This is a genomic window from Pseudomonas sp. Leaf58 (genome assembly GCF_003627215.1).
GTDB lineage: Bacteria > Pseudomonadota > Gammaproteobacteria > Pseudomonadales > Pseudomonadaceae > Aquipseudomonas.
In genome coordinates this window covers 2,068,608-2,089,206 of sequence record NZ_CP032677.1, presented here as the reverse complement: position 1 = coordinate 2,089,206, position 20,599 = coordinate 2,068,608, and the positions used below count along the sequence as shown (strand labels likewise).

18 protein-coding genes and 1 riboswitch are annotated in these 20,599 nt (G+C 64.7%); of the genes, 12 read left to right on the top strand and 6 right to left on the bottom strand.

Annotation, left to right across the window (positions count from 1 at the left end; all coding sequences use genetic code 11):
* Positions 1-21: 21 nt before the first annotated feature.
* Positions 22-220, top strand: a riboswitch (cobalamin riboswitch).
* 110 nt (positions 221-330) lie between these two features.
* Genes DV532_RS09805 through DV532_RS09790 form a run of 4 tightly spaced genes read left to right on the top strand, consistent with a single transcriptional unit; the run spans position 331 to position 4,502 of the window.
* Positions 331-1,341, top strand: a complete 1,011-nt coding sequence (locus DV532_RS09805; RefSeq protein WP_056800551.1) for an ABC transporter substrate-binding protein — start codon at positions 331-333, stop codon at positions 1,339-1,341.
* A gap of 2 nt (positions 1,342-1,343) precedes the next feature.
* A complete protein-coding gene (locus tag DV532_RS09800; RefSeq protein WP_056800548.1) occupies positions 1,344-2,357 on the top strand; it encodes an iron ABC transporter permease in 1,014 nt (337 codons plus the stop codon).
* Positions 2,354-3,142 (top strand): ABC transporter ATP-binding protein, encoded by a 789-nt coding sequence (locus tag DV532_RS09795; RefSeq protein ID WP_056800546.1) that lies wholly within the window; start codon positions 2,354-2,356, stop codon positions 3,140-3,142. The genes DV532_RS09800 and DV532_RS09795 overlap by 4 nt, the downstream gene beginning before the upstream one ends.
* A gap of 16 nt (positions 3,143-3,158) precedes the next feature.
* Positions 3,159-4,502: an OprD family porin gene (locus DV532_RS09790; protein WP_056800543.1), complete on the top strand. Its 1,344-nt coding sequence runs from the start codon at positions 3,159-3,161 to the stop codon at positions 4,500-4,502.
* 48 nt (positions 4,503-4,550) lie between these two features.
* On the opposite strand, the gene DV532_RS09785 is transcribed toward DV532_RS09790, so the two are convergent.
* Positions 4,551-4,874, bottom strand: a complete 324-nt coding sequence (locus tag DV532_RS09785; protein ID WP_056800541.1) for a hypothetical protein — start codon at positions 4,872-4,874, stop codon at positions 4,551-4,553.
* Positions 4,875-5,121: 247 nt separating this feature from the next.
* On the opposite strand from DV532_RS09785, the gene DV532_RS09780 reads away from it, so the two are divergent.
* The 6 genes from DV532_RS09780 (at position 5,122) to DV532_RS09755 (ending at position 12,407) form a co-directional block, all read left to right on the top strand.
* The gene (locus DV532_RS09780; protein ID WP_056800538.1) at positions 5,122-5,601 is read left to right on the top strand and encodes a hypothetical protein; all 480 of its coding nucleotides are present in this window, start codon (positions 5,122-5,124) and stop codon (positions 5,599-5,601) included.
* A gap of 75 nt (positions 5,602-5,676) precedes the next feature.
* Positions 5,677-7,251, top strand: coding sequence for a sensor domain-containing diguanylate cyclase (locus tag DV532_RS09775; protein ID WP_056800536.1), 1,575 nt, complete (start codon positions 5,677-5,679; stop codon positions 7,249-7,251).
* 105 nt (positions 7,252-7,356) lie between these two features.
* Complete coding sequence (locus DV532_RS09770) at positions 7,357-8,133, top strand: ParA family protein (RefSeq protein WP_056800533.1); 777 nt, start codon at positions 7,357-7,359, stop codon at positions 8,131-8,133.
* Between the two features lie 84 nt (positions 8,134-8,217).
* Positions 8,218-8,625: a DUF2946 family protein gene (locus DV532_RS09765; RefSeq protein WP_056800531.1), complete on the top strand. Its 408-nt coding sequence runs from the start codon at positions 8,218-8,220 to the stop codon at positions 8,623-8,625.
* A gap of 68 nt (positions 8,626-8,693) precedes the next feature.
* A complete protein-coding gene (locus tag DV532_RS09760; RefSeq protein WP_056800528.1) occupies positions 8,694-10,844 on the top strand; it encodes a TonB-dependent siderophore receptor in 2,151 nt (716 codons plus the stop codon).
* 225 nt (positions 10,845-11,069) lie between these two features.
* Entirely contained in the window at positions 11,070-12,407 is a 1,338-nt protein-coding gene (locus DV532_RS09755) for an MFS transporter (RefSeq protein WP_056800526.1), read from the top strand.
* 32 nt (positions 12,408-12,439) lie between these two features.
* Here DV532_RS09755 and DV532_RS09750 read toward each other — a convergent pair whose 3' ends face one another.
* From DV532_RS09750 to DV532_RS09740, 3 genes are read right to left on the bottom strand one after another with little or no spacing between them, the layout of a single operon-like run.
* Positions 12,440-15,586 (bottom strand): efflux RND transporter permease subunit, encoded by a 3,147-nt coding sequence (locus DV532_RS09750; RefSeq protein ID WP_056800523.1) that lies wholly within the window; start codon positions 15,584-15,586, stop codon positions 12,440-12,442.
* Positions 15,587-15,602: 16 nt separating this feature from the next.
* Positions 15,603-16,832, bottom strand: a complete 1,230-nt coding sequence (locus tag DV532_RS09745; protein ID WP_056800520.1) for an efflux RND transporter periplasmic adaptor subunit — start codon at positions 16,830-16,832, stop codon at positions 15,603-15,605.
* The gene (locus tag DV532_RS09740; protein WP_056800516.1) at positions 16,825-18,078 is read right to left on the bottom strand and encodes a TolC family protein; all 1,254 of its coding nucleotides are present in this window, start codon (positions 18,076-18,078) and stop codon (positions 16,825-16,827) included. Before DV532_RS09740 ends, DV532_RS09745 begins: the two co-directional genes overlap by 8 nt.
* 307 nt (positions 18,079-18,385) lie before the next feature.
* On the opposite strand from DV532_RS09740, the gene aroQ reads away from it, so the two are divergent.
* Together aroQ and DV532_RS09730 are read left to right on the top strand one after the other, a co-directional pair.
* Positions 18,386-18,835 carry a type II 3-dehydroquinate dehydratase gene (aroQ, locus tag DV532_RS09735; RefSeq protein WP_056800514.1) on the top strand — a complete coding sequence of 150 codons (450 nt, stop codon included), beginning with the start codon at positions 18,386-18,388 and terminating at the stop codon, positions 18,833-18,835.
* Entirely contained in the window at positions 18,832-19,683 is an 852-nt protein-coding gene (locus DV532_RS09730) for a shikimate dehydrogenase (RefSeq protein ID WP_056800511.1), read from the top strand. The genes aroQ and DV532_RS09730 overlap by 4 nt, the downstream gene beginning before the upstream one ends.
* A 96-nt stretch (positions 19,684-19,779) precedes the next feature.
* On the opposite strand, the gene DV532_RS09725 is transcribed toward DV532_RS09730, so the two are convergent.
* Positions 19,780-20,295 carry a thioredoxin family protein gene (locus tag DV532_RS09725; protein ID WP_056800509.1) on the bottom strand — a complete coding sequence of 172 codons (516 nt, stop codon included), beginning with the start codon at positions 20,293-20,295 and terminating at the stop codon, positions 19,780-19,782.
* 10 nt (positions 20,296-20,305) lie between these two features.
* Positions 20,306-20,581 (bottom strand): DUF2790 domain-containing protein, encoded by a 276-nt coding sequence (locus DV532_RS09720; protein ID WP_056800506.1) that lies wholly within the window; start codon positions 20,579-20,581, stop codon positions 20,306-20,308.
* Positions 20,582-20,599 lie beyond the last annotated feature (18 nt).

Here is a 20,599-nt window from a genome sequence, read left to right as displayed (position 1 = left end):
TTTCACCCGGCGGCGCGATGGTCTACCATGCCCGCCGCCGGTTTCCGCCACGGAATTAATAGGGAATCCCAGGCCCGCCCAAATGGGCCAAATGGAACTGCCCCCGCAACTGTAGGTGCTGAGCCTGCTCCATCGATGCCACTGGGTTACTCACTCGGGAAGGCCGGAGCCAGGCCATGACGCACCAGTCAGGAGACCTGCCGGCCCACATTCACCAACCGGCGGGGTGTCCGGGATTGGCCATCAGCGTTGCTCCTGCGGCCAGCGGGGGTTCGGCGGTGCCTGTCCGTGCGTTCCTGACCAGAACTGTCCGATAGGAGATCGCCCAGCATGCTGCGCCGTTTCGCCACCCTGCTCGCCGGCCTCGGCCTCAGTGGCCTTGCCCAGGCTGCTGCCACCCATTACCCGCTGACGGTCGACAACTGCGGCAAGCCGCAAACCTTCGCCCAAGCACCGGAACGCGCCGTTACCATTGGCCAGGCAGGTACCGAGATACTCTATACACTGGGCCTGGGTGACAAGCTGGCGGGCACCTCGCTGTGGTTCAACAACGTGCTGCCCGAATACCAGGCGCAGAACGCCAAGGTGCCGCGCCTGGCCGACAATGAGCCCAGCTTCGAGGCAGTGCTAGGCAAGCGCCCGCAGCTGGTGACGGTGCAGTTTGAATGGATGGTCGGTGCTCAAGGCGCGGTCGGCACCCGCGAGCAGTTCGACGAACTGAACATCCCCACCTACTTGCTACCATCGGACTGCGAAGGCAAGGACAATCTGGTCGGCGCCGACGGTACCCGCCTGCAGGCGTTCCAGGTAAGCAGCATCTACAAGAGTGTCAGCCAGCTGGCAGAAATTTTTGACGTACAGGCGCGCGGCATAGCCCTCAACGCCGAGCTGAAGGGCCGCCTGGACAGCGCCAAGGCACAGCTGGCCGGCACGGACCTGTCCGCCACCACGGCGCTGTTCTGGTTCTCCAGCGCCGACCTGCACATCGACCCTTACGTCGCAGGCCGCCAAGGGGTGGCCGACTTCATGTTGCGCACCCTCGGTGTGCGCAACGTGGTCGCGTCCAGCGAAGAGTGGCCGACCGTAGGCTGGGAAACCCTGGCCAAGGCCAACCCCACCTGGCTGATCATCGCCCGCATGGACCGCCGCCGCTATCCTGCCGATGATTACCAGAACAAGCTGGCATTCCTGCGCAGCGACCCGGTCACCCGCAACATGGACGCGGTGAAGCACGACCGCATCATCATCCTCGACGCCGACGCCATGCAGGCCGGCATTCGCCTGTTCAGCGGCCTGCAGACCTTGTCCGCCGCCTTCGCCAGCAGTAAAGCAACCCCGTGAAAATGCGCCTGTTACCCTGCATCGCGGTTGCCCTGGCGGCCCTGTTAATGGCCCTACTGGCCGGTACCGCCATTGGCGAGAGCAACCTGTCGCCCAGCGTGGTCGGCCAAGTGCTGGCCAACCACCTGTGGCAGGCGGGCTACGAGGTCGACCCGCTCGACGCCGGCATCGTCTGGAACTACCGCCTAACGCGCAGCTTGGTCGCCGCAGCCTGCGGCGCCGGCTTGGCCACCTGCGGTGTGATCCTCCAGGCGCTGCTGCGCAACCCACTGGCCGATCCTTACCTGCTGGGGTTGTCGGCCGGCGCCTCGACCGGGGCAGTGCTGGTCGGCCTGCTGGGCGTGGGCAGCCTGGCGCTGAGTATGTCTGGCGGCGCCTTCCTCGGTGCCTTGGCGGCGTTCGCCCTGGTGCTGGTGCTGGCCCGCGCGGCCGGTCCCAGCAGCAACAATGCCCAAGTGATCCTCGCCGGTATCGCCGGTTCGCAACTGTTCAATGCCCTCACCGCGTTTCTCATCACCAAGTCGGCCACCGCCGAGCAGGCACGCGGCATCCTGTTCTGGCTGCTGGGCAACCTCAGTGGCGTGCGTTGGCCTTCGGTGTGGCTGGCCGTGCCAGTGGCACTGTGCGGGCTGGTGGTGTGCTGGTGGCATCGCCGCGCGCTGGATGCGTTCACCTTCGGTGCCGATTCGGCAGCGTCGCTGGGCATCCCAGTCCGGCGCACCCAGTTGCTGCTGATCAGTTGCGCGGCGCTGGTAACGGCGGTGATGGTGTCCATCGTCGGTGCCATCGGTTTTGTCGGGCTGGTGATCCCCCATGCCCTGCGCCTGCTGCTTGGCCCCGGGCATAGCCGACTGCTGCCCGCCAGCGCGCTGGGCGGCGCACTGTTCCTGATCGCCGCCGATATTCTGTCGCGCACCCTGATCTGCGGCCAGGTGATCCCCGTGGGTGTGGTCACCGCGCTGCTCGGCGCACCGGTCTTCGCGCTGATTCTGATCAGCCGCCGGAGGCAGCCATGACCGCCATGCCGGCTGTCCCTATTGCGCCCCTGAGCTGCCAGGGGCTGAGCTTGCACTTGGCCGGTAATGCGGTGCTCCAGGCTATCGAGCTGCGCGTTGTCGCTGGCGAAACCCTGGGCATCGTCGGCCCCAACGGCTCCGGCAAGTCATCGCTGCTAAAGGTGCTGGCCGGGCTGCGCAAGCCAGGCAGCGGCAGCGTGCAGCTGCTTGGCGAAGCGCTGGCACAGTTGCCCCGCCGCCGTATCGCCCAGGCCTTGGCACTGGTCGAACAGCAGGCCGACACCCTCGATGCGATCAGCGTTTTCGACGCTGTTGCCTTGGGCCGCACCCCTTGGTTGTCGGCGCTGGCACCGTTCTCCCGGGAGGACCACGCCATCGTCGAGCAGGCCTTGGCCGACCTTGACGCCCTGCACCTGCGCACGCGCCTGTGGGGGGCGTTGTCCGGTGGCGAGCGCCAGCGCGTACACATCGCAAGGGCGCTGGCGCAGCGGCCGCAGGTGCTGCTGCTGGACGAGCCGACCAACCACCTGGACATCCAGCACCAATTGAGCCTGCTGCAACAGGTGCAAGCCTTGTCGATAACCACCCTGGTAGCCCTGCACGACCTCAACCAGGCGCTTACCTGCGACCGTGTCGCGGTGCTCGACAAAGGCTGCCTGGTCGCTCTCGGCAAACCGTTGGAGGTGCTCACACCCGAGCGCCTGTTAACGACCTTTGGCGTGCACGCCCACTACCTTACCGACCCCTTCGACGGCGCGCGCATCCTGCGTTTTCGCGCCCTCTGAACAGGACGTTCCCCCCATGCTGTTGCGCCCCGTCGCCCTGCTGCTCGCCAGCGCCCTGCTTGCCCCAGCCGCACTGGCAGGCTCCGCTCAATCGCGCAGCCAGGGCGTTGTCGAGGATGGCAGCTGGAGCCTGCTCAACCGCAGCGTGTTCGACCAACGCGACTACAAGCATGGCGGGCGCAACAGCGCCGCGCGCAATGCCTACAAGCCACGCAACGAGCGCAGCGGCAAGGCCGAGGAATGGGCCTATGGCTTGATGGGCAGCTTCCAGTCCGGCTTCAGCCAAGGCCTGGTTGGTGTCGGGGTGGATGCCCACGCCTACCTCGGTGTGCAGCTCAACAGTGGCGGCGGGCGCGCGGGCAAGGCGCGCCTGCTCGCGGTCGATAACCATGGGCACCCTGAAAATGAATACAGCCGGGGCGGCGCGGCGGTGAAACTGCGCGTGGCCAATACCGTGCTGTCCTACGGTGAGCAACGGGTCAAAACGCCAGTGTTCAGCGCCTCCGACAGCCGCCTGCTACCCGAAACCGCTACTGGTCTGCTTCTCACCAGCAACGAACGCGACCCGCTCAAACTGGTGGCCGGGCACTTCAACGAGGATACCGACCGCAATGCTTCCAGCCACGACCAAGGCTTCGTGGTGAACTACTCCAACGGCCGCCAGGGCAACAGTTTCGACCTTGCTGGCGCCGTGTGGAACCCCAACGCCACCTTCAGCACCAGCCTGTACACGTCACGCTATCAGGACAGCTGGAACCAGCACTACTTGGGCAGCACCCTCAGCCATGCCCTGGATGACCATCGCAGCCTCAGCCTGGACCTCAACCTGTACCGCACTACCGACACCGGCAAGGCACTGTCCGGGCGCATCGACAACACCACATGGAGCCTGGTCTCCCGCTACAACCTGGGGCCGCACGGTTTCAGCCTGGGCTGGCAGCAGGTAGACGGCAACACACCCTTCGACTACGTGTCGCGGGGGGCGATCTACATTGCCAACGCGGTGCAAATGTCGGACTTCAACGCGCCCAACGAGAAGTCGTGGCAAGCACGCTATGACCTGGACATGGGCGCCTATGGGGTACCGGGGTTGAACCTGACAGCGTTGTACGTGCGCGGGTTTGCCATCGACGGCACGCATGTCGACCCCAACGGCGGCTATGCGTACCTGGGTTATGGCAAGGGCGGCAAACATTGGGAGCGTGACCTGGAGGCGCGGTATGTGGTGCAAAGTGGCAAAGCCAAGGGCACCGCGTTTTCGCTGCGGCATAACGTGCATCGGGGGAATACGGCGCAAGCGGAGTTGGATGGGGACCAGATTCGGTTGGCGGTGGAATGGCCGTTGGCGGGCGGGTTCTGATATTTCGCCTTGCCTGAATGGGGCTGCTTTGCAGCCCCAAAAAACCGATCAGGCAACCGAACTGCCAACAGGGTGTAAGCCCCACTCCGCCCGCTCCTGCACACTCATCGCCGCCACCACCTCGGCGAATACCTGCTCGAGCTCCGAGCTGACATTGCCAAACGCCTGGTAATTAGTCAGCAGATAGCGCTTCACCGTCCTGGGCCAACGCCGCTCTTTGTGCGCCGCAATGATGATGCTTTTGGCGTCGTGATAAGTCGCCCCACGCCAGAGGTCCATCAACCTGCTCTCGAAATCACCGAAGGTCCACAGGTCTCTGCGGTCTTCGAACTCGTCCAGTAGTTTGAGTTTGTACAGGGCCATGTACGGCATCGTGAATCTCCCTTGGGTGCGTTGAAAAATCCGTGCACCTGGGAAAGTAAGCAAGTCGGGTGTTTTTTTAAATGAACGCGTCGATCACCTTCGCAGCACCGTTGTAGGCTGTTTCTGACCTAAGCGCCGCTAGTCAACCACCCCCGTTGCCCGTTGTCGTGCGCCTCCAGGCAAAATCACAGGGGTCGTCGTGACCGGGGTGACACCGCTATAATCTGCCCACTAGACTGCCCGACCAGGCCCCGCCATGCCTTGCTTCCAGAAGTTGCTGTTGCCCTTGTTGTTGGTTGCCGTCCTCGCTGCCTGCGAGCAGAAACCCTCCCGTGAGGAGCAGATCCTCGCCCAGTTGCCGCTGCAAGATGCCTACATGCATAACATCGAACGCATGGCCGCACTGCTCGGTCGCACGCACCCGCAGCTGTCGCCAGCGACCATCCAGGATGTACTGCGCAAGCACTTGACCGTCGAGGACCAGCGCCAGGACCTGTTCCGGCTGTATAGCGACAAGAACTTCAGCGACGCCGAGTTCGCCACCATCGTCGAGGCCACCCAGGACCCGGCCAAGGCCCGCGCCCTGGAGGACACCGAAGCCGGCAGGCGCCTGAGCGAGAAGCTTACCGCGCTGATGCGCGAGACTGCTCGCGACGTGAAGGTGCAGGCCTTGGTCGAACGGCGCATGCAGGAGGTGGAAGACGAACTGGACGCGCTGGAAAAAGCAGGCTCCTGAACGATTCCCCGCGGCGCCCATAGCGCGTAAGGTGGTCCCCATTTCGTTGCTGTTTTCGTTCCCCCGAGGTCAGGATTGTCATACGCCAAGCACGGATTGCGCCTGGATTTACGCACACTCATTCTGGTGCTCTGCGCACTTACCGCCCTGGTCATGCTGTGCGCCAGCTATTTCGCCAGCTACCGCGTGCAGCGCCAGTTGCTGATCGACCACGCCTTGGAAGCCAACCGGGTGTATGCGATGAAGCTGGCCACCATTACCGAGACTTTTATCGGCAATGCCCAGCAACAGTTGTCGTTCAGCGCCGGTATGCAGGGCCGGCAGCTGGCTGACGCTGGGGCGCTGCAGGCGGAGACCGACCGCGTCCTGAGCCAGAGCATGGCCTTCAACTCTACCTTCGTGCTCGATGCCAACGGCGTGCTGCTGGCAATTTCCCCCGCCCCGCTGCGGCACCTGGTCGGCAGCCGCATGCACTCACCGGGTGTGCAGGAGGCGCTGCACGAGCGTCGCCCGCTGGTGTCGACGCCTTACGTGTCGGTGGCCAACAACCTGGTAGTGGCGCTGTCGCAACCCATTTTCGACAGCAACGGCCGCTACTTGGGGTATGTCGGCGGCAGCCTGTATCTGCGCGAACGCAACATCCTCAACAGCCTGCTGGGCGAGCATTTTTACAAGGACGGTTCCTACCTGTACGTGGTCGACCGCAACCGCCGCCTGCTGTACCACCCTGACAGCCAGCGGGTGGGCACCGTGGTCGAAGGCAATGCATTGATCGACCAACTGGCGACACTGGGCAGCGGGACCCGCCAAGTGACGAACAGCCAGGGGGTGGAAATGCTTGCGGGTTTCGCCACCGTGCGCAGTGCCGGCTGGGGGGTGGTGGCGCAGCAGCCACTGGCGCAGACGGTGGCGCCATTGAACCGCTTGATTCTCAACGTGGTGGGGACCTCCGTGCCTTTAGCTCTGGTGGGCAGCCTGCTGCTGTGGTGGCTGGCCATGACCATCGCCCGGCCGCTGTGGCAGCTGGCCGCCGGCGCCCGTTCGATGGACCATGCCGGCACTGCCGAGCGCCTGCGTCGGGTACCGGCCTGGTACTTCGAGGCAGCCGAGCTCAAGCGCGCCTTGTTGTTCGGGCTCAACTTGCTGCAGGAGCGCATTGGCCGGCTCAACCGCGACGCCCAGACCGACCCGCTGACCGGCCTAGGCAACCGTCGCAGCCTGGAGTTCGGCCTGTCGCTGCTGGAAGCCGAGGGCCGGGCATTTGCAGCGATCGTGGTGGATATCGACCATTTCAAGCGGGTCAACGACAGCCATGGGCACGAGGTGGGGGACCAGGTACTGCGCCGGCTGGCGGAGTTGATGCGCCGCTGCTGCCGCGAGGGCGATCTGCTGTGCCGCACCGGCGGCGAGGAGTTTCTGATGCTGCTGCCGGGGGCCAGCCTGGAGGTGGCGACAGTGGTAGCCGAACGGCTACGCGTGACGGTGCAGGATACGCCAGTGGCACCGGTGGGGGCGGTGACGGTTTCGCTGGGGGTGGCGCGCTGGGATGGCCAGGCCGGTAGCGAGCCGGGGGATGCATTGAGCGAGGCTGATCGGGCGCTGTACCGGGCCAAGCAGGAGGGGCGCAATCGAGTTGTTATCGGCACATGAAACAGATGAATGTGCAGGGCGTAACAAGCCTTGTCATGAAACTGTCGCTTTTCAGTCATAGGATTGACCCCGACCTGACATTTTTACTTCATGGATGAGCGTCTCATGCGTCGTGTGGTTTTCAATCAGAAAGGTGGTGTGGGTAAATCCAGCATCGCCTGCAATCTTGCCGCCGCCAGTGCCACAGAAGGCTACCGCACGTTGTTGGTCGACCTCGACCCGCAAGCCAATGCCACCTACTACCTGACCGGCCTGGTCAATGACGCCATTCCTGCCGGCATCGCCGACTTCTTCCGCCAGACGTTGTCGCCGGTTACCGCCGCTGGCAAGAAGCACCGCGTGGCAATCACCGAAACCCGCTACAGCAACCTGCACCTGGTCACCGCCAGCCCCGACCTCAGCGACCTGCAAAGCAAGCTGGAGAGCAAGTTCAAGATCAACAAACTGCGCAAGCTGCTGGTAGAGCTGGGCGAAGACTACGAGCGGATCTACATCGATACCCCACCGGCACTCAATTTCTACACCTTTAGCGCATTGGTGGCGGCGGAGCGCCTGTTGATCCCGTTCGACTGCGACAGCTTTTCGCGCCAGGCCCTGCACAGTGTCATGGCCGAGGTCGAAGAGCTGCGCCAGGACCATAACCCGGCGTTGCAGGTAGAAGGCGTGGTGGTCAACCAGTACGCCGGGCGCACTGCGCTGCACCAGACCCTGGTGGAGCAATTGCGCAGCGAAGGCCTGCCGGTGCTGCCGGTGTACCTGAGCAGCTCGATCAAGATGCGTGAGTCGCACCAGGCCTCGGTGCCGCTGGTGCACCTGGCGCCACGGCACAAACTGGCGCTGGAGTTCGTCGACCTGCTGGATGTGCTTGAGCGCGCGGCCTGACACCGCTTGGGGGCGCGTTGCGCCGCAAAATTCTCGCGGCAAAAGCACTACCCGACCGTTCATCGGGATGGTAGATTCGCCGCCATGAAAACCACCCGCCACACCCGCGCGCTGACGGCCTGGACGCTCTACGCCAGTGTCCTGTTCAGCCTATTGCTGTGCGGTCTGCACCATGGCCAGATGGGCGGCCTGCGCCTGGCCGGCCTGGAAGGTGGGTTCTGCTCGATCAACAGCGAACACGGCGTGGCCATCGACCTCGATGGCGGCGGCGACCAGCACCTGGCCCAGCTCGACTGCCCGGTGTGTTCCTCGTTCGGCCTGGCGGTGCCGCTCAGCAGTGGCGGTTGGTCGTTCACCCCGGCACAAACCGTGGCCACCTCGCCCATTGTCGTGCGCAGCTGGGCGCAACCGCCGCCGCGCTATCAACGCCCCGCCCTCAACCCTCGCGCCTCCCCCGCCACGCTCCCCGCAGCCGTACTTCATTTCGCCTGACCTCAGCCGGGCGCGCCTGCCTGCGCGCTCGCCGTCAGCCATAAGCTTTGCGTGGAAGACACCCCAACATGCTTCGCAATACCTCCCTGGTGCTCCTCATGGGCACCTGCAGCTTCGCCTGGGCGGACGCTGCCCCCGTAGAACTCACCGCCACCACCATCGACGGTGAACGCGACGCCGTTAGCGGCGTGCAACTGGACGAACCGATCCGCACCGGCTCACGCCTGGGCCTCACCGCGCGGGAAACACCCGCCTCGGTCAGTGTCTCGGATCGCCGCGTGATCGAACAACGCGGCGCCAAGGACAGCCAGGACGTGATTAACGCCATGACCGGTGTCAACGCCTCGGCCAACCCCGGTTATGGGGGCTTCGTCGCCTACCGCGGCTTCACCCAAAACCAGGTCACCCAGTTGTACAACGGCATCAACCTGGGCTACAGCAGCGCCACCCGGCCAGTGGACGCTTGGGTGCTCGACCGCGTCGAGCTGATCGGTGGGCCGTCGTCGTTCCTGCACGGTGCGGGTGCGGTGGGCGGCTCGATCAACTCCATCACCAAGCTGGCCAGCCGCGACCAGCAGACCCTCGACGGCCGCCTCCGCTATGGCAGCTTCGACGACAGCGAAGTGGCGTTCGGTATCAACCAGGCACTGGCCAGCAACCCCGCCGATGCCCGCCATTTCGCCCGCCTGGATTTCAGCCGCGGGCACGGCAATGGCTACGTCGACCGCAACGAACGGCAAACCGACAGCCTGGCCTTCTCGCTGCTCAGCGACCTCGCACCCAACCTCACCCACACCCTGGCGCTGGAGTACCAGGAAGACCGCGAAGACAGCCCCTACTGGGGCTCGCCAATCCTGCCCGGGCGCCGCACGATGAAAATCGACAACAGCCGCCGCTTCGAAAACTACAACGTCGGCGACGGCCGCTACGAGCAGCGGGTACGCTGGCTGCGCTCGATCCTCGATTACCAGCTGAGCGACAGCACCAGCCTGCAAAACACGCTGTACCACTACAACGCCCAGCGCGACTACCGCAACCTCGAACGCTACAGCTACACCGGCGCTGGCGAGGTACAGCGCAATACCCCTTACCTGCAGCACCACGACCAGAACCTGTTGGGCGACCGCATCGAACTGCGCCACGACAACCAGCTGCTCGGCCTGGCCAGCCAGTGGTCGCTGGGGCTGGAATACTCGCGTATGCACCAGACCCTCTACCCCACTTCGAGCAGTTGGAGCGACGTGGTCGACGCCGAACACTTTGACCCCGGCAGCTTCGATGACATCCCAGGGGTGAACGCCGGCCTGACCAAGCAACGTCGCCACACGGTGACCAACCGCGCGGTATTCGTTGAAAACCGCCTGCAGCTCAGCGAACGCCTGGCCCTGCTGACCGCGCTGCGCTACGACTACCTGGATATGGAAGTGACCAACTACGGCGCGGTGACGCCAACCTCGCCGGCGTTCTTCGAGCGGCGCTGGGAGCCGCTTTCCGGGCGTATCGGCCTGACCTATGCGCTGACCCCTTCGGCCAGCGTATACGCGCAGTACAGCACCTCTGCCGACTTGCCGGCCGGTTCATTGGCGGCCGCAACCTATTCCAACGTCGGGCTGTTCGACTTGTCCAAAGGCGAACAGTGGGAAGTGGGCAGCAAGTTCGACTTTCTCGAAGGGCGCGGTGCCGCCACCCTGGCGCTGTACCAGATCGTGCGCAAGGACTTTGCCGTGCGTGACGCCAACGACGCCAACCTCACGGTGCAGGCCGGGCAGCAAACCTCACGCGGTGTTGAGCTGTCCGGGCGCCTGCAGGTAACGCCGAAACTGCTGGCCGAAGCCAACTATGCCTACGTCGATGCGCAATACGATGAGTTCAACGAGGCGGTCAACGGCGTGTCGGTGTCGCGCAAGGGCAACGCACCGGTGAACGTGCCGGCCAATCTCGCCAACGTGTGGCTGACCTACAGCTTGTCCACGGCGTGGTCCGTAGGTGCAGACGGGCGCTACGTGGGCTCGGTGTACGCCGACAACGCCAACAGCCTCAAGGCCCCGGCCTACACCCTGTACGGTGCGTTCGCCCGTTACCAACTGGATGAACACACCACGCTGACCGGGCGGCTGCGCAACCTGACCGATGAGGTGTACGCCAAGCAGGCCTATAACAGCCAGTACTACATGGGGCCACCGCGTACTTTCGAGCTGGCACTAGACATGCGCTTCTGATCGCCGGCCTGCTGGCCGACGCCGAGGGTTACCGCGAAATGGCTGGCACACCCTGGAAAGTCGGCCAGCCCTAAGCTGCGCCAACGGTTGAATCAGGTATCTCAAGGTCGCCCTCGACAAAGCACCTTTCAGCGCTCGGTTATCTACTGGTAAGCACAACAAGGATGGCGCGGCTCGACCGCGCCCCGTTCATCATGGCTGCCAATGGAACCGGAGAGCTCCCGCATGTCCGTACCTCATGAGGTATCCCCCGCCACCCTGCGCAAGGTGATCGCCGCCTCGGCCATCGGCAATTTCGTCGAATGGTTCGACTTCGCCGTTTACGGTTTTCTCGCCACCCTGATCGCCAGCCAGTTCTTTGCCAGCGAAGACGCCAGCGTGGCCTTGCTCAAAACCTTTGCGGTGTTTGCCGTGGCCTTCGCCCTGCGCCCGCTGGGCGGGATCGTGTTTGGCGCGTTGGGCGACCGCCTGGGGCGCAAGCGCATCCTGTCGTTGACCATCTTGTTGATGGCCGGCTCGACTACCCTGATCGGCCTGCTGCCGACCTACGCCAGCATCGGCCTGGCAGCCCCCGCGCTGCTGACCCTGGCGCGCTGCCTACAAGGCTTTTCCGCCGGCGGCGAGTACGCCGGGGCCTGCGCCTACCTGATGGAGCACGCACCGAACGACAAGCGAGCTTTCTATGGCAGCTTCGTGCCGGTATCGACGTTTTCTGCCTTTGCCTGCGCGGCGGTAATCGCCTATGGCCTGGAGGCCAGCCTGTCGGCCGAAGCGATGAATACCTGGGGCTGGCGCATTCCGTTTCTGATCGCCGCGCCACTGGGGCTGGTTGGCCTGTACCTGCGCTGGCGCATGGAAGAAACCCCGGCGTTCCGCGAAGCTGTTGCCCAGGGCAAGGAACATGAACATTCGCCGCTCAAGGAAACCCTGCGTAACCATGGCCGGGCGATCCGCAACCTGGGGGCGTTCATTTCGCTGACCGCGTTGTCGTTCTATATGTTCACCACCTACTTCGCCACTTACCTGCAGTTGGTCGGCAACCTGACCCGCGCGCAATCGCTGCTGGTGACCACCGTGGCCTTGCTGTTCGCCGCTGTCGGCTGCCCACTGGCCGGGGCGTTTTCGGACCGCGTCGGGCGGCGCAAGACCATTGGCTTTACCTGCCTGTGGGTGATGCTGTGCGTGTTCCCGGCGTACTGGCTGGCCAGCTCCGGCTCGATGCCCGGTGCGCTGCTGGGGGTGATGCTGCTGGCGGTGGGGGCGTTGTGCAGTGGCGTGGTCACGGCGGCGTTGTTGTCAGAAAGCTTCCCAACTCGCACCCGTTATACCGCCTCGGCGATTACCTACAACGTGGCCTACACCCTGTTTGGCGGCACGGCGCCGCTGGTGGCGACCTGGCTGATTGGGCAGACCGGCAGCAGCCTGGCACCGGCGTTCTACCTGGTGGTAATTGCACTGGTGGCGTTGCTGGGCGGGTTGGCGTTGCCGGAGACTTCGCGAATTTCGCTGCATGATGAGGTGAGAGGCGACGCTGTAAGGGGCGGGGCTCGGAGCTCTATGTGAGAAATTGGGGCCGCTTGGCGGCCCCAAGGATCTCAACCCTCCTGCCCCTCTTCGCGCCGATACGCCCACTGATACAACGCCGGTAGCACCAGCAAGGTCAGCGCGGTAGAAGACAGAATCCCGCCAATCACCACCGTCGCCAGCGGGCGCTGCACCTCCGCCCCGGTCCCCGTGGCCAAGGCCATCGGAATGAACCCCAGCGACGCTACCAGCGCCGTCATCAGCACCGGCCGCAAGCGCGTCAGTGCGCCCTCCTCGACCGCCGCGCGCAGCGTACGCCCTTGTTCCCGCAGGCTACGGATAAAGGCAATCATCACCAGCCCATTGAGCACCGCCACCCCCGACAAGGCAATGAACCCCACGCCCGCGGAAATGGACAACGGAATGTCCCGCAGCCACAGTGCCAGCACCCCGCCGGTGAGGGCAAAGGGAATGCCGGTGAACACCAGCAGGCCATCCCTGAGGTTGTTGAACATCATCAGCAACAACGCCATGACCAGCAGCAAGGCCACTGGCACCACCACCTGCAGGCGCTCGGCCGCCGACTGCAGCTGCTCGAACTGGCCACCCCAGCGGGTCCAGTAACCCGGTGGTATCTGCACTTGCTCGATCAGGGTTTGTTCGGCTTCTTCGACGAACGAGCCCAAGTCACGCCCACGCACATTGGCGCTGACCACCACCACCCGCTTGCCGTCCTCGCGGCTGACCTGGTTTGGCCCCAGCTGCAAGCTAAGCGTGGCCACCTGCGACAACGGGATAAAGCCGATTTGCCCGGCCCCCGCGGCAGCGCTGGCCGGTACCGGAATCAGCAAGTTGCCCAACCCGTCAATATCGGTACGCAGGTTCTCGGAAAGGCGCACCACCATGTCGAAGCGGCGGTCACCTTCATACAGGGTACCGGCCGTGCGACCACCCACGGCAATGGCGATGGCATCCTGCACATCGCCCACGTTCAGGCCGTGGCGGGCCGCTTTGTCGCGGTCGATATCGATGGTCAGCACCGGTAGGCCGGTGGTCTGTTCAACCTTCACTTCGGACGCACCCGCTACGCCCTGCAGGCTGCTGGCGATTTGTGCGGCCGTGCGGTTGAGCACGTCCATGTCATCACCGAACAGTTTCACCGCCACATCGCTGCGCACCCCGGAAATCAACTCGTTGAAGCGCAGCTGGATCGGCTGCGACAGCTCGTAGTTGCTGCCCGGCACGCTGGCTGCGGCGCGCTGAACTTCAGCGATCAACGCGTCACGCGGCTTGCCCGGGTCTACCCATTGTTCACGCGGGCGCAACATCACATAAGCGTCGGAGATGTTTGGCGGCATCGGGTCGGAGGCAATCTCGGCGGTGCCGGTGCGGGCAAACACCCGCTGCACTTCCGGCACCTGGGCGATGATCGCCTGCTCCAGGCGCTGCTGCATGTCCACCGACTGCGACAGGCTGGTGCCCGGCACGCGCAAGGCCTGCAGGGCGAAGTCCCCCTCGCTGAGGCTGGGAATGAACTCGCTGCCCATGCGGCTGGCCATCACCCCGGACAGCAGCACCAGCGTGGCGGCGGCAGTGAACGCCAGTTTTTGCCGGCCTAGCACCCAGGCCAGCACCGGGGCATAGCGTTGGCGCGCGGTGCGCATCACCAGGCCTTCTTCTTCCTTGACCTTGCCAGTGACGAACAAGGCAATGGCCGCCGGCACGAAGGTAACCGAGAGGATCATGGCACCGAGCAAGGCGATGACCACGGTAAAGGCCATGGGGTGGAACATCTTGCCCTCGACCCCGGTCAGGGCAAAAATCGGCAGGTACACCACCATGATGATCAACTGGCCGAAAATCAGTGGCCGGCGCGCCTCGCGGGCGGCAGCGAACACTTCGTGGAAGCGCTCGGCGCGGGTCAGCATGCGGCCATGGCGCTGCTGGGCATGGGCCAGGCGGCGGATAGCGTTTTCCACAATCACCACCGCGCCATCGACGATGATGCCGAAGTCCAACGCGCCAAGGCTCATCAGGTTAGCGCTGACCTTGTTGCTGAACATGCCGGTGAAAGTGAACAGCATCGACAACGGGATGACCATGGCCGTGATCAGCGCGGCGCGGATGTTGCCTAGGAACAGGAACAACACGGCAATTACCAGGATCGCCCCTTCGACCAGGTTTTTCTTGACCGTGGCAATGGCTTTTTCCACCAGGTTGGTGCGGTCGTACACCGTCACCGCGACCACGCCCTTGGGCAGGTTGCGGTTGATCTCGACCAGCTTGGCGGCCACCGCCTGGGACACCGTGCGGCTGTTCTCGCCAATCAGCATGAACACCGTGCCCAGCACCACTTCCCGGCCATTTTCGGTGGCCGCGCCCGAGCGCAGCTCTTGGCCCAGGCCCACCTGGGCCACATGGCTGACCCGAATTGGCGAGCCATCGACGCTGGAGATCACGATGTTGGCGATGTCCTCGGCCGACGCCACCTGGCCCGGCGCGCGGATCAGCAACTGCTCGCCGTTACGCTCGATGTAGCCAGCGCCAACGTTGGCGTTGTTGCGCTCCAAGGCCGCGATCAGGTCGTTGAGGGTGAGCTTGTAGGCTGCCAGGCGCTTGGGCTCTGGCGCAATCAGGTATTGCTTGGCATGGCCGCCGATGCTGTTGACCTCGGCCACCCCCGGCACATTGCGCAACTGCGGCTTGATGATCCAGTCCTGGATCACCCGCAGGTCGGTCGCGGTGTACGGCGTCCCGTCATCTTTCAGCGCGCCCTGCTCGGCTTCCACCGTCCACAAGAATATTTCCCCCAACCCTGTGGAGATGGGCCCCATACCCGCTTCGATCCCTTCGGGCAATTGCTCCCGTGCCACTTGCAGGCGCTCGTTGACCAGTTGCCGGGCAAAGAACAGGTCGGTGCTGTCGTCAAAAATGACCGTGACCTGCGACAGGCCCGAGCGCGACAGCGAGCGGGTCTGCTTGAGCCCGGGCAAGCCGGCCATGGCGGTCTCGATGGCGTAGGTGATGCGCTGCTCGGTCTCGAGGGGCGAATAACCGGGCGCGGCGGTGTTGATTTGCACCTGGACGTTAGTGATGTCCGGTACAGCGTCGATCGGCAGTTTCTGGTAGCTGTGGATACCCACCGCGGCCATCAGGGCTACGGCCAGCATCACCACCAGGCGCTGCTCGATGGCGAATTGAATCAGGCGTTCGAACATGCAGGTGTCCCCGTGATCAATGGCTGTGCTCGGCCGAGCCCTTGCCCAGCTCGGACTTGAGGACAAAGCTGCCGGCGGCGGCTACCTGGGTTCCGGCGGCCAGGCCGGTGGTGATTTCTACCTGGCCGGCATCGCGGCGGCCGGTCTTCACCGGACGGGCCTCGAAGCCTTGTTCGGTGCGGGCAAACACCACGGTCTGCGCCTCCCAGGTTTGCAGGGCGCTTTGCGGCACCACCACGGCGGCATTGAAGCGCTCAACGCTGACCGCAACATTGACGAACAGCCCAGGGCGCCAGGCGCCGTTGGGGTTGGCCAGGGTGGCGCGGACAGTGGCGGCGCGGTTCTGCTCGCCAAGCAGGCTACCCACGTAGTTGACCTTGCCCTCGACCTGGGCGCCCAAGTCCGGCGCGCTGACGGTGACCTGGCGGCCGGTTACTACCTTGTCCAGGTCACGCGGGGCCACCGCGAAAGTGGCCCACACCCGGCTGAGGTCGGACAGGGTGAAGGCATTGCTGGTTTCGTCGACCACCTCGCCCACGGTCAGGTGCTTTTCCACCACCACCGCATCGAAGGGGGCGCGCAGTTCATAGCGGTTGCCGGCACCCGCCGGGCCCACGGCGGCTACTTTCTGCCGGGCGTTGGCCAAGGCGATCTCGGCCTCCTGCAGTGCCTGGCGGGCCTGCAAGTAGTCCTGCTCGGCGCTGATGCGTTCCTGCCACAGCTGCTGTTCGCGCTGGAAGGTCAGGCGCGCCAGTTCCAGGCGGCGCTGGGCAGCCTGCTGCTCGCTGCGCAGGTCAGAAATCTGCTGGCTGGCGATCACCGCCAGCACCTGGCCGCGCTTGACCGCTTGGCCCAGCTCGGCTTGCACCGCCTCGACCACGCCGGGCACGCGTGGCACGACGTGGGCGGTGCGGTCTTCGTCAAAGCGAATTTCACCGGGAAAGCTGATGGCGGTGCCCAGCTCGCGCGGGCCAGCGGCGGCCAGTTGCACACCGGCGGCTTCAATCTGGGCGATGGACAGCTGCAGCGAACCCTCTTCTTCGGCGTGGCCTTCATCGCCGTGGCCTTCTTCGGCATGACCTTCTTCGGCCTGTTCCTCGCCATGGCCGTGGCTGTCTTCGCCATGCTCGTCGTGGCGGGCTTGCGCCTTTGACGCCTGGCCGAGGTTGCCGGTCCAGGCCAGGCCAGCGAAGCCAAGCGCGGCAACGGCGGCGACCACAAGGGCTATCTTGCGTGGGTTAGTCATTGTTGCTCCTGCTGTTCGAATGTGTGCTCAGGCCATCGAGGTCGCCATAGATCCGCTCGACCTGCGCCCGCGCGTCGGTCGCCGAGGCCAAAGCCTGGAGGTACAGCCCGCGGGCCTCGATCAACGTGCGCTGGGCGTCGAGGACATCGAGGAAGGCGAACTTGCCCATTTCGAAACCGCGGGTGGCGGTGTCCACGGCCTGTTGTGCGGAAGGCAGGATGCTGCGGTCATAGGCATCCACTTCCTGCATGGCGGTATCCCACTGGCTGACGGCGCTACGGGTTTCACTGCGCAGGCGCAGCTCCACAGCGTTACGCAGGTCACGTGCTTGGTCGGCACGGCGCGCGGCCGCCAACACGTTGCCCTGGTTGCGGTCGAACAACGGCAAGGGCATCGATAAGCCCACCACGTTGACCCGCTCGCGGTCTTCGCGGCTGTACTGGCTGCCAAGGCTGACGGTAAGGTTGGGAATACGCAGGGCCTTTTCCGACCCGAGGGACGCATCGCCGCGCTCGACTTGGGTGGCGGCCAGGCGCCACTCAGCCGTTTGCTCGACCTGACCGAGCAGCGCGTCGGCGCTGGGCGCGTTGCCAGGCGACAGGTTGGCTGCCTGCAACTGGTCGAAGCTTACCTGCGGGCTGCCAGTCAACCGTGCCAAGGCTTGGTAGGCCATGCTGCGCTGGGTTTGCGCGCGGCGCACTTCGGCCTGGGCCTGGGCCAGTTGCACCTGGGCACGCGTAGCCTCCACCGGCGATGACTGGCCGGCAGTCACCCGCCCCTGCACTACCCGCAGCCCACGTTCAGTCAACGCCTGCGATTGCTGCGCCAGCTCCAGCGCGGTCTGCGCGCGCAAGGCGGCGTGGAAGGCCTGTACCACATCGGCGCGCAGGCCATTGCGCTGGCGCTCCAGGTCCAGCTGGGCAATGGCCTGGCCGGCGCCGGCCACGGCGATGCGTGCGCCGCGCTTGCCACCCAGTTCCAGCGGCTGGCTGAGGGTAACAGTGGTGGTACGGGTGTCGCGGCGGGTGTCCTCGGCCTCCCAGGACAGCTCCGGGTTGGGGACCAGCCCGGCCTGGCGCCGCTCGCCGTCGGCAATGCCGATTTCTCGCCCGGCGGCGGCCAGCTCGGGGTTCTGGGCAAAGGCGGCGGCAAGCGCCTGGGGCAGGCTCAGGCTCTGGCTGGCCTGAGCGCTGGCGGCGCCGGCCAGCAACAGGCACAGCAAGGCGATCTTGCGGGGGATGGGCACGAAACAGGTCCTCGTCGGCGAGTGTTGGCGAGGGACTGTAGAAAGCGGTGCTTATCGGGGCGGTGGCGGGAAAATTACAATTTTGTAATCAAGCTTGTGCCGGTCTGTAGCGGCCTCTTCGCGGGCAGTCCAGAGACAACGCTTGCTTTTAAATGTAGGAGCGGGCTTGCCCGCGAAGAGGCCGGAACAGGCCACATCAGGTTCGATAATCGCCCACTTTCCCGGGGCGACGGTTTCGCCCAATTGACTAAACTAACCGGTCGGTACAAAACTAGACGCAACCAACAACAACAAAGCGATGCCCGTCATGAAGCCCCTTATTCTTGTGCTCAACGGCCCCAACCTGAACATGCTGGGCACCCGCGAGCCTGCCCAATATGGTTACGAAACCCTCGCCGACCTGGCCCAGGGTTGTGCCGATACTGCCCATGCGCATGGCCTGGAAATCGAATTCCGTCAAACCAACCACGAAGGCGAACTGATCGACTGGATCCACGCCGGCCGTGGCCGCTGCGCCGGGATCGTGATCAACCCCGGTGCCTGGACCCACACCTCGGTGGCTATTCGCGACGCCCTGGTGGCCAGCGAGCTGCCGGTGATCGAAGTGCACCTGTCCAACGTGCACAAGCGCGAGCCGTTCCGCCACTTGTCGTTCGTTTCCTCCATCGCCGTGGGTGTCATCTGCGGCCTGGGCAGCCATGGCTACCGCATGGCCCTTAGCTACTTCGCCGACATGCTCCAGGAGCGCTCAGCATGAGCCAGCAAGCCATCCTCGCCGGCCTGATTGGCCGCGGCATCCAGCTGTCGCGCACCCCGGCCCTGCACGAACACGAAGGTGATGCCCAGGCCCTGCGCTACCTGTATCGGCTGATAGATGCCGACCAGTTGCAACTGGACGACAGCGCCCTGCCCGGCCTGCTCGACGCTGCGCAGCACACCGGCTTTACCGGGCTCAATATCACCTACCCGTTCAAGCAGGCGATCCTGCCCCTGCTCGATGAGCTGTCGGACGAAGCCCGTGGCATCGGTGCGGTGAACACCGTGGTGCTCAAGGACGGCAAGCGGGTCGGCCACAACACCGACTGCCTGGGCTTTGCTGAAGGCCTGCGCCGTGGCCTGCCCGACGTGGCCCGGCAGCAAGTGGTGCAAATGGGCGCCGGGGGCGCGGGCTCGGCAGTGGCTCATGCCTTGCTGGGAGAAGGCGTCGAACGGCTGGTACTGTTTGAAGTGGACGCGGCCCGTGCGCAGGCCCTGGTGGACAACCTGAATGCCCATTTCGGTGCCGGCCGCGCCGTGCTCGGTACTGACCTGGCCACGGCACTGGCCGAAGCGGACGGGCTGGTCAACACCACGCCAGTGGGCATGGCCAAGCTGCCAGGCACACCGCTGCCGGTGGCGTTGCTGCATGCGCGCCTGTGGGTGGCGGAGATCATCTACTTCCCGCTGGAGACCGAACTGCTGCGCGCCGCCCGGGCATTGGGCTGCCGCACACTGGATGGCAGCAACATGGCGGTGTTCCAGGCGGTGAAGGCGTTCGAGCTGTTCAGCGGGCGCCAGGCGGATGCGGCGCGGATGCAGGCGCATTTTGCCAGCTTCACCGGCTAGGCCGGTGTTGGCTTCTTCGCGGGTAAGCCGGCGGCTACAGGGGTAACGCCACCGTTGTAGGCGCAAGCATGCCCGCGAAAAGGCCAGTACAAACCATCACCCTTGCTCATCCAATAGAGCCTTTATCACCTGCTCCTGCCCGGCATAATCCCCTTCGCCAAAGTGCACATGGCGCACCTGCCCTTTGCGGTCGACGAAGTAATGCGCCGGCCAGAACTGGTTGCCCCAGGCGTTCCACACCGTGTAGTCGTTATCCACCGCCACCGGGTAACCGATCCCCAGCTTGGCCACCTTGTCGCGCAACGTGCCGAGGTCATGCTCGTAGTCATACTCCGGCGTGTGCACACCGACCACCACCAAGCCTTGGTCGGCATAGCGCCGCGCCCACTCGTTCACATGGGGCAGGCTGCGCTGGCAGTTGATGCAATCCCAGGTCCAGAAGTCCACCAGCACCACCTTGCCTTTCAGCCCGGGGGCATCCAACGGCGCTGAGTTCAACCAGTGGCTGGCGCCCGACAGCGACGGCATGGCCCCGTAGCTGTCGCGGGCCATCAGGTGCCCGGCCAGGCCCAGCCCGGTCAGCGCCAGGGCAATGCCGCCCACCGTCAACATCAGGCGGCGATCAATTCTCATGGCAACCGCCGGTGGCATAGGTGCGGTATTGCACGCTCTGTTGCTGGCCCTTGGAATCGAGGTAATCCATGCGGGTGTTCACCAGGCCGCAGGCATTGCTCTGGTCATCCTGTACCGACAGCACTTTCTTTATATCCAGGTGGTCACCGTAGCGGTACTGCATTACCCCGGCATCGTCCATCGGTGCAGGGGCCGCCTGGGCGGCAAGGGCGCCGAAGCTGAGCACGGCAAACAGGCTGGCGCTGGCGAAGGTCTGGAAGTTCATGGCATGTCTCCTGGGTAA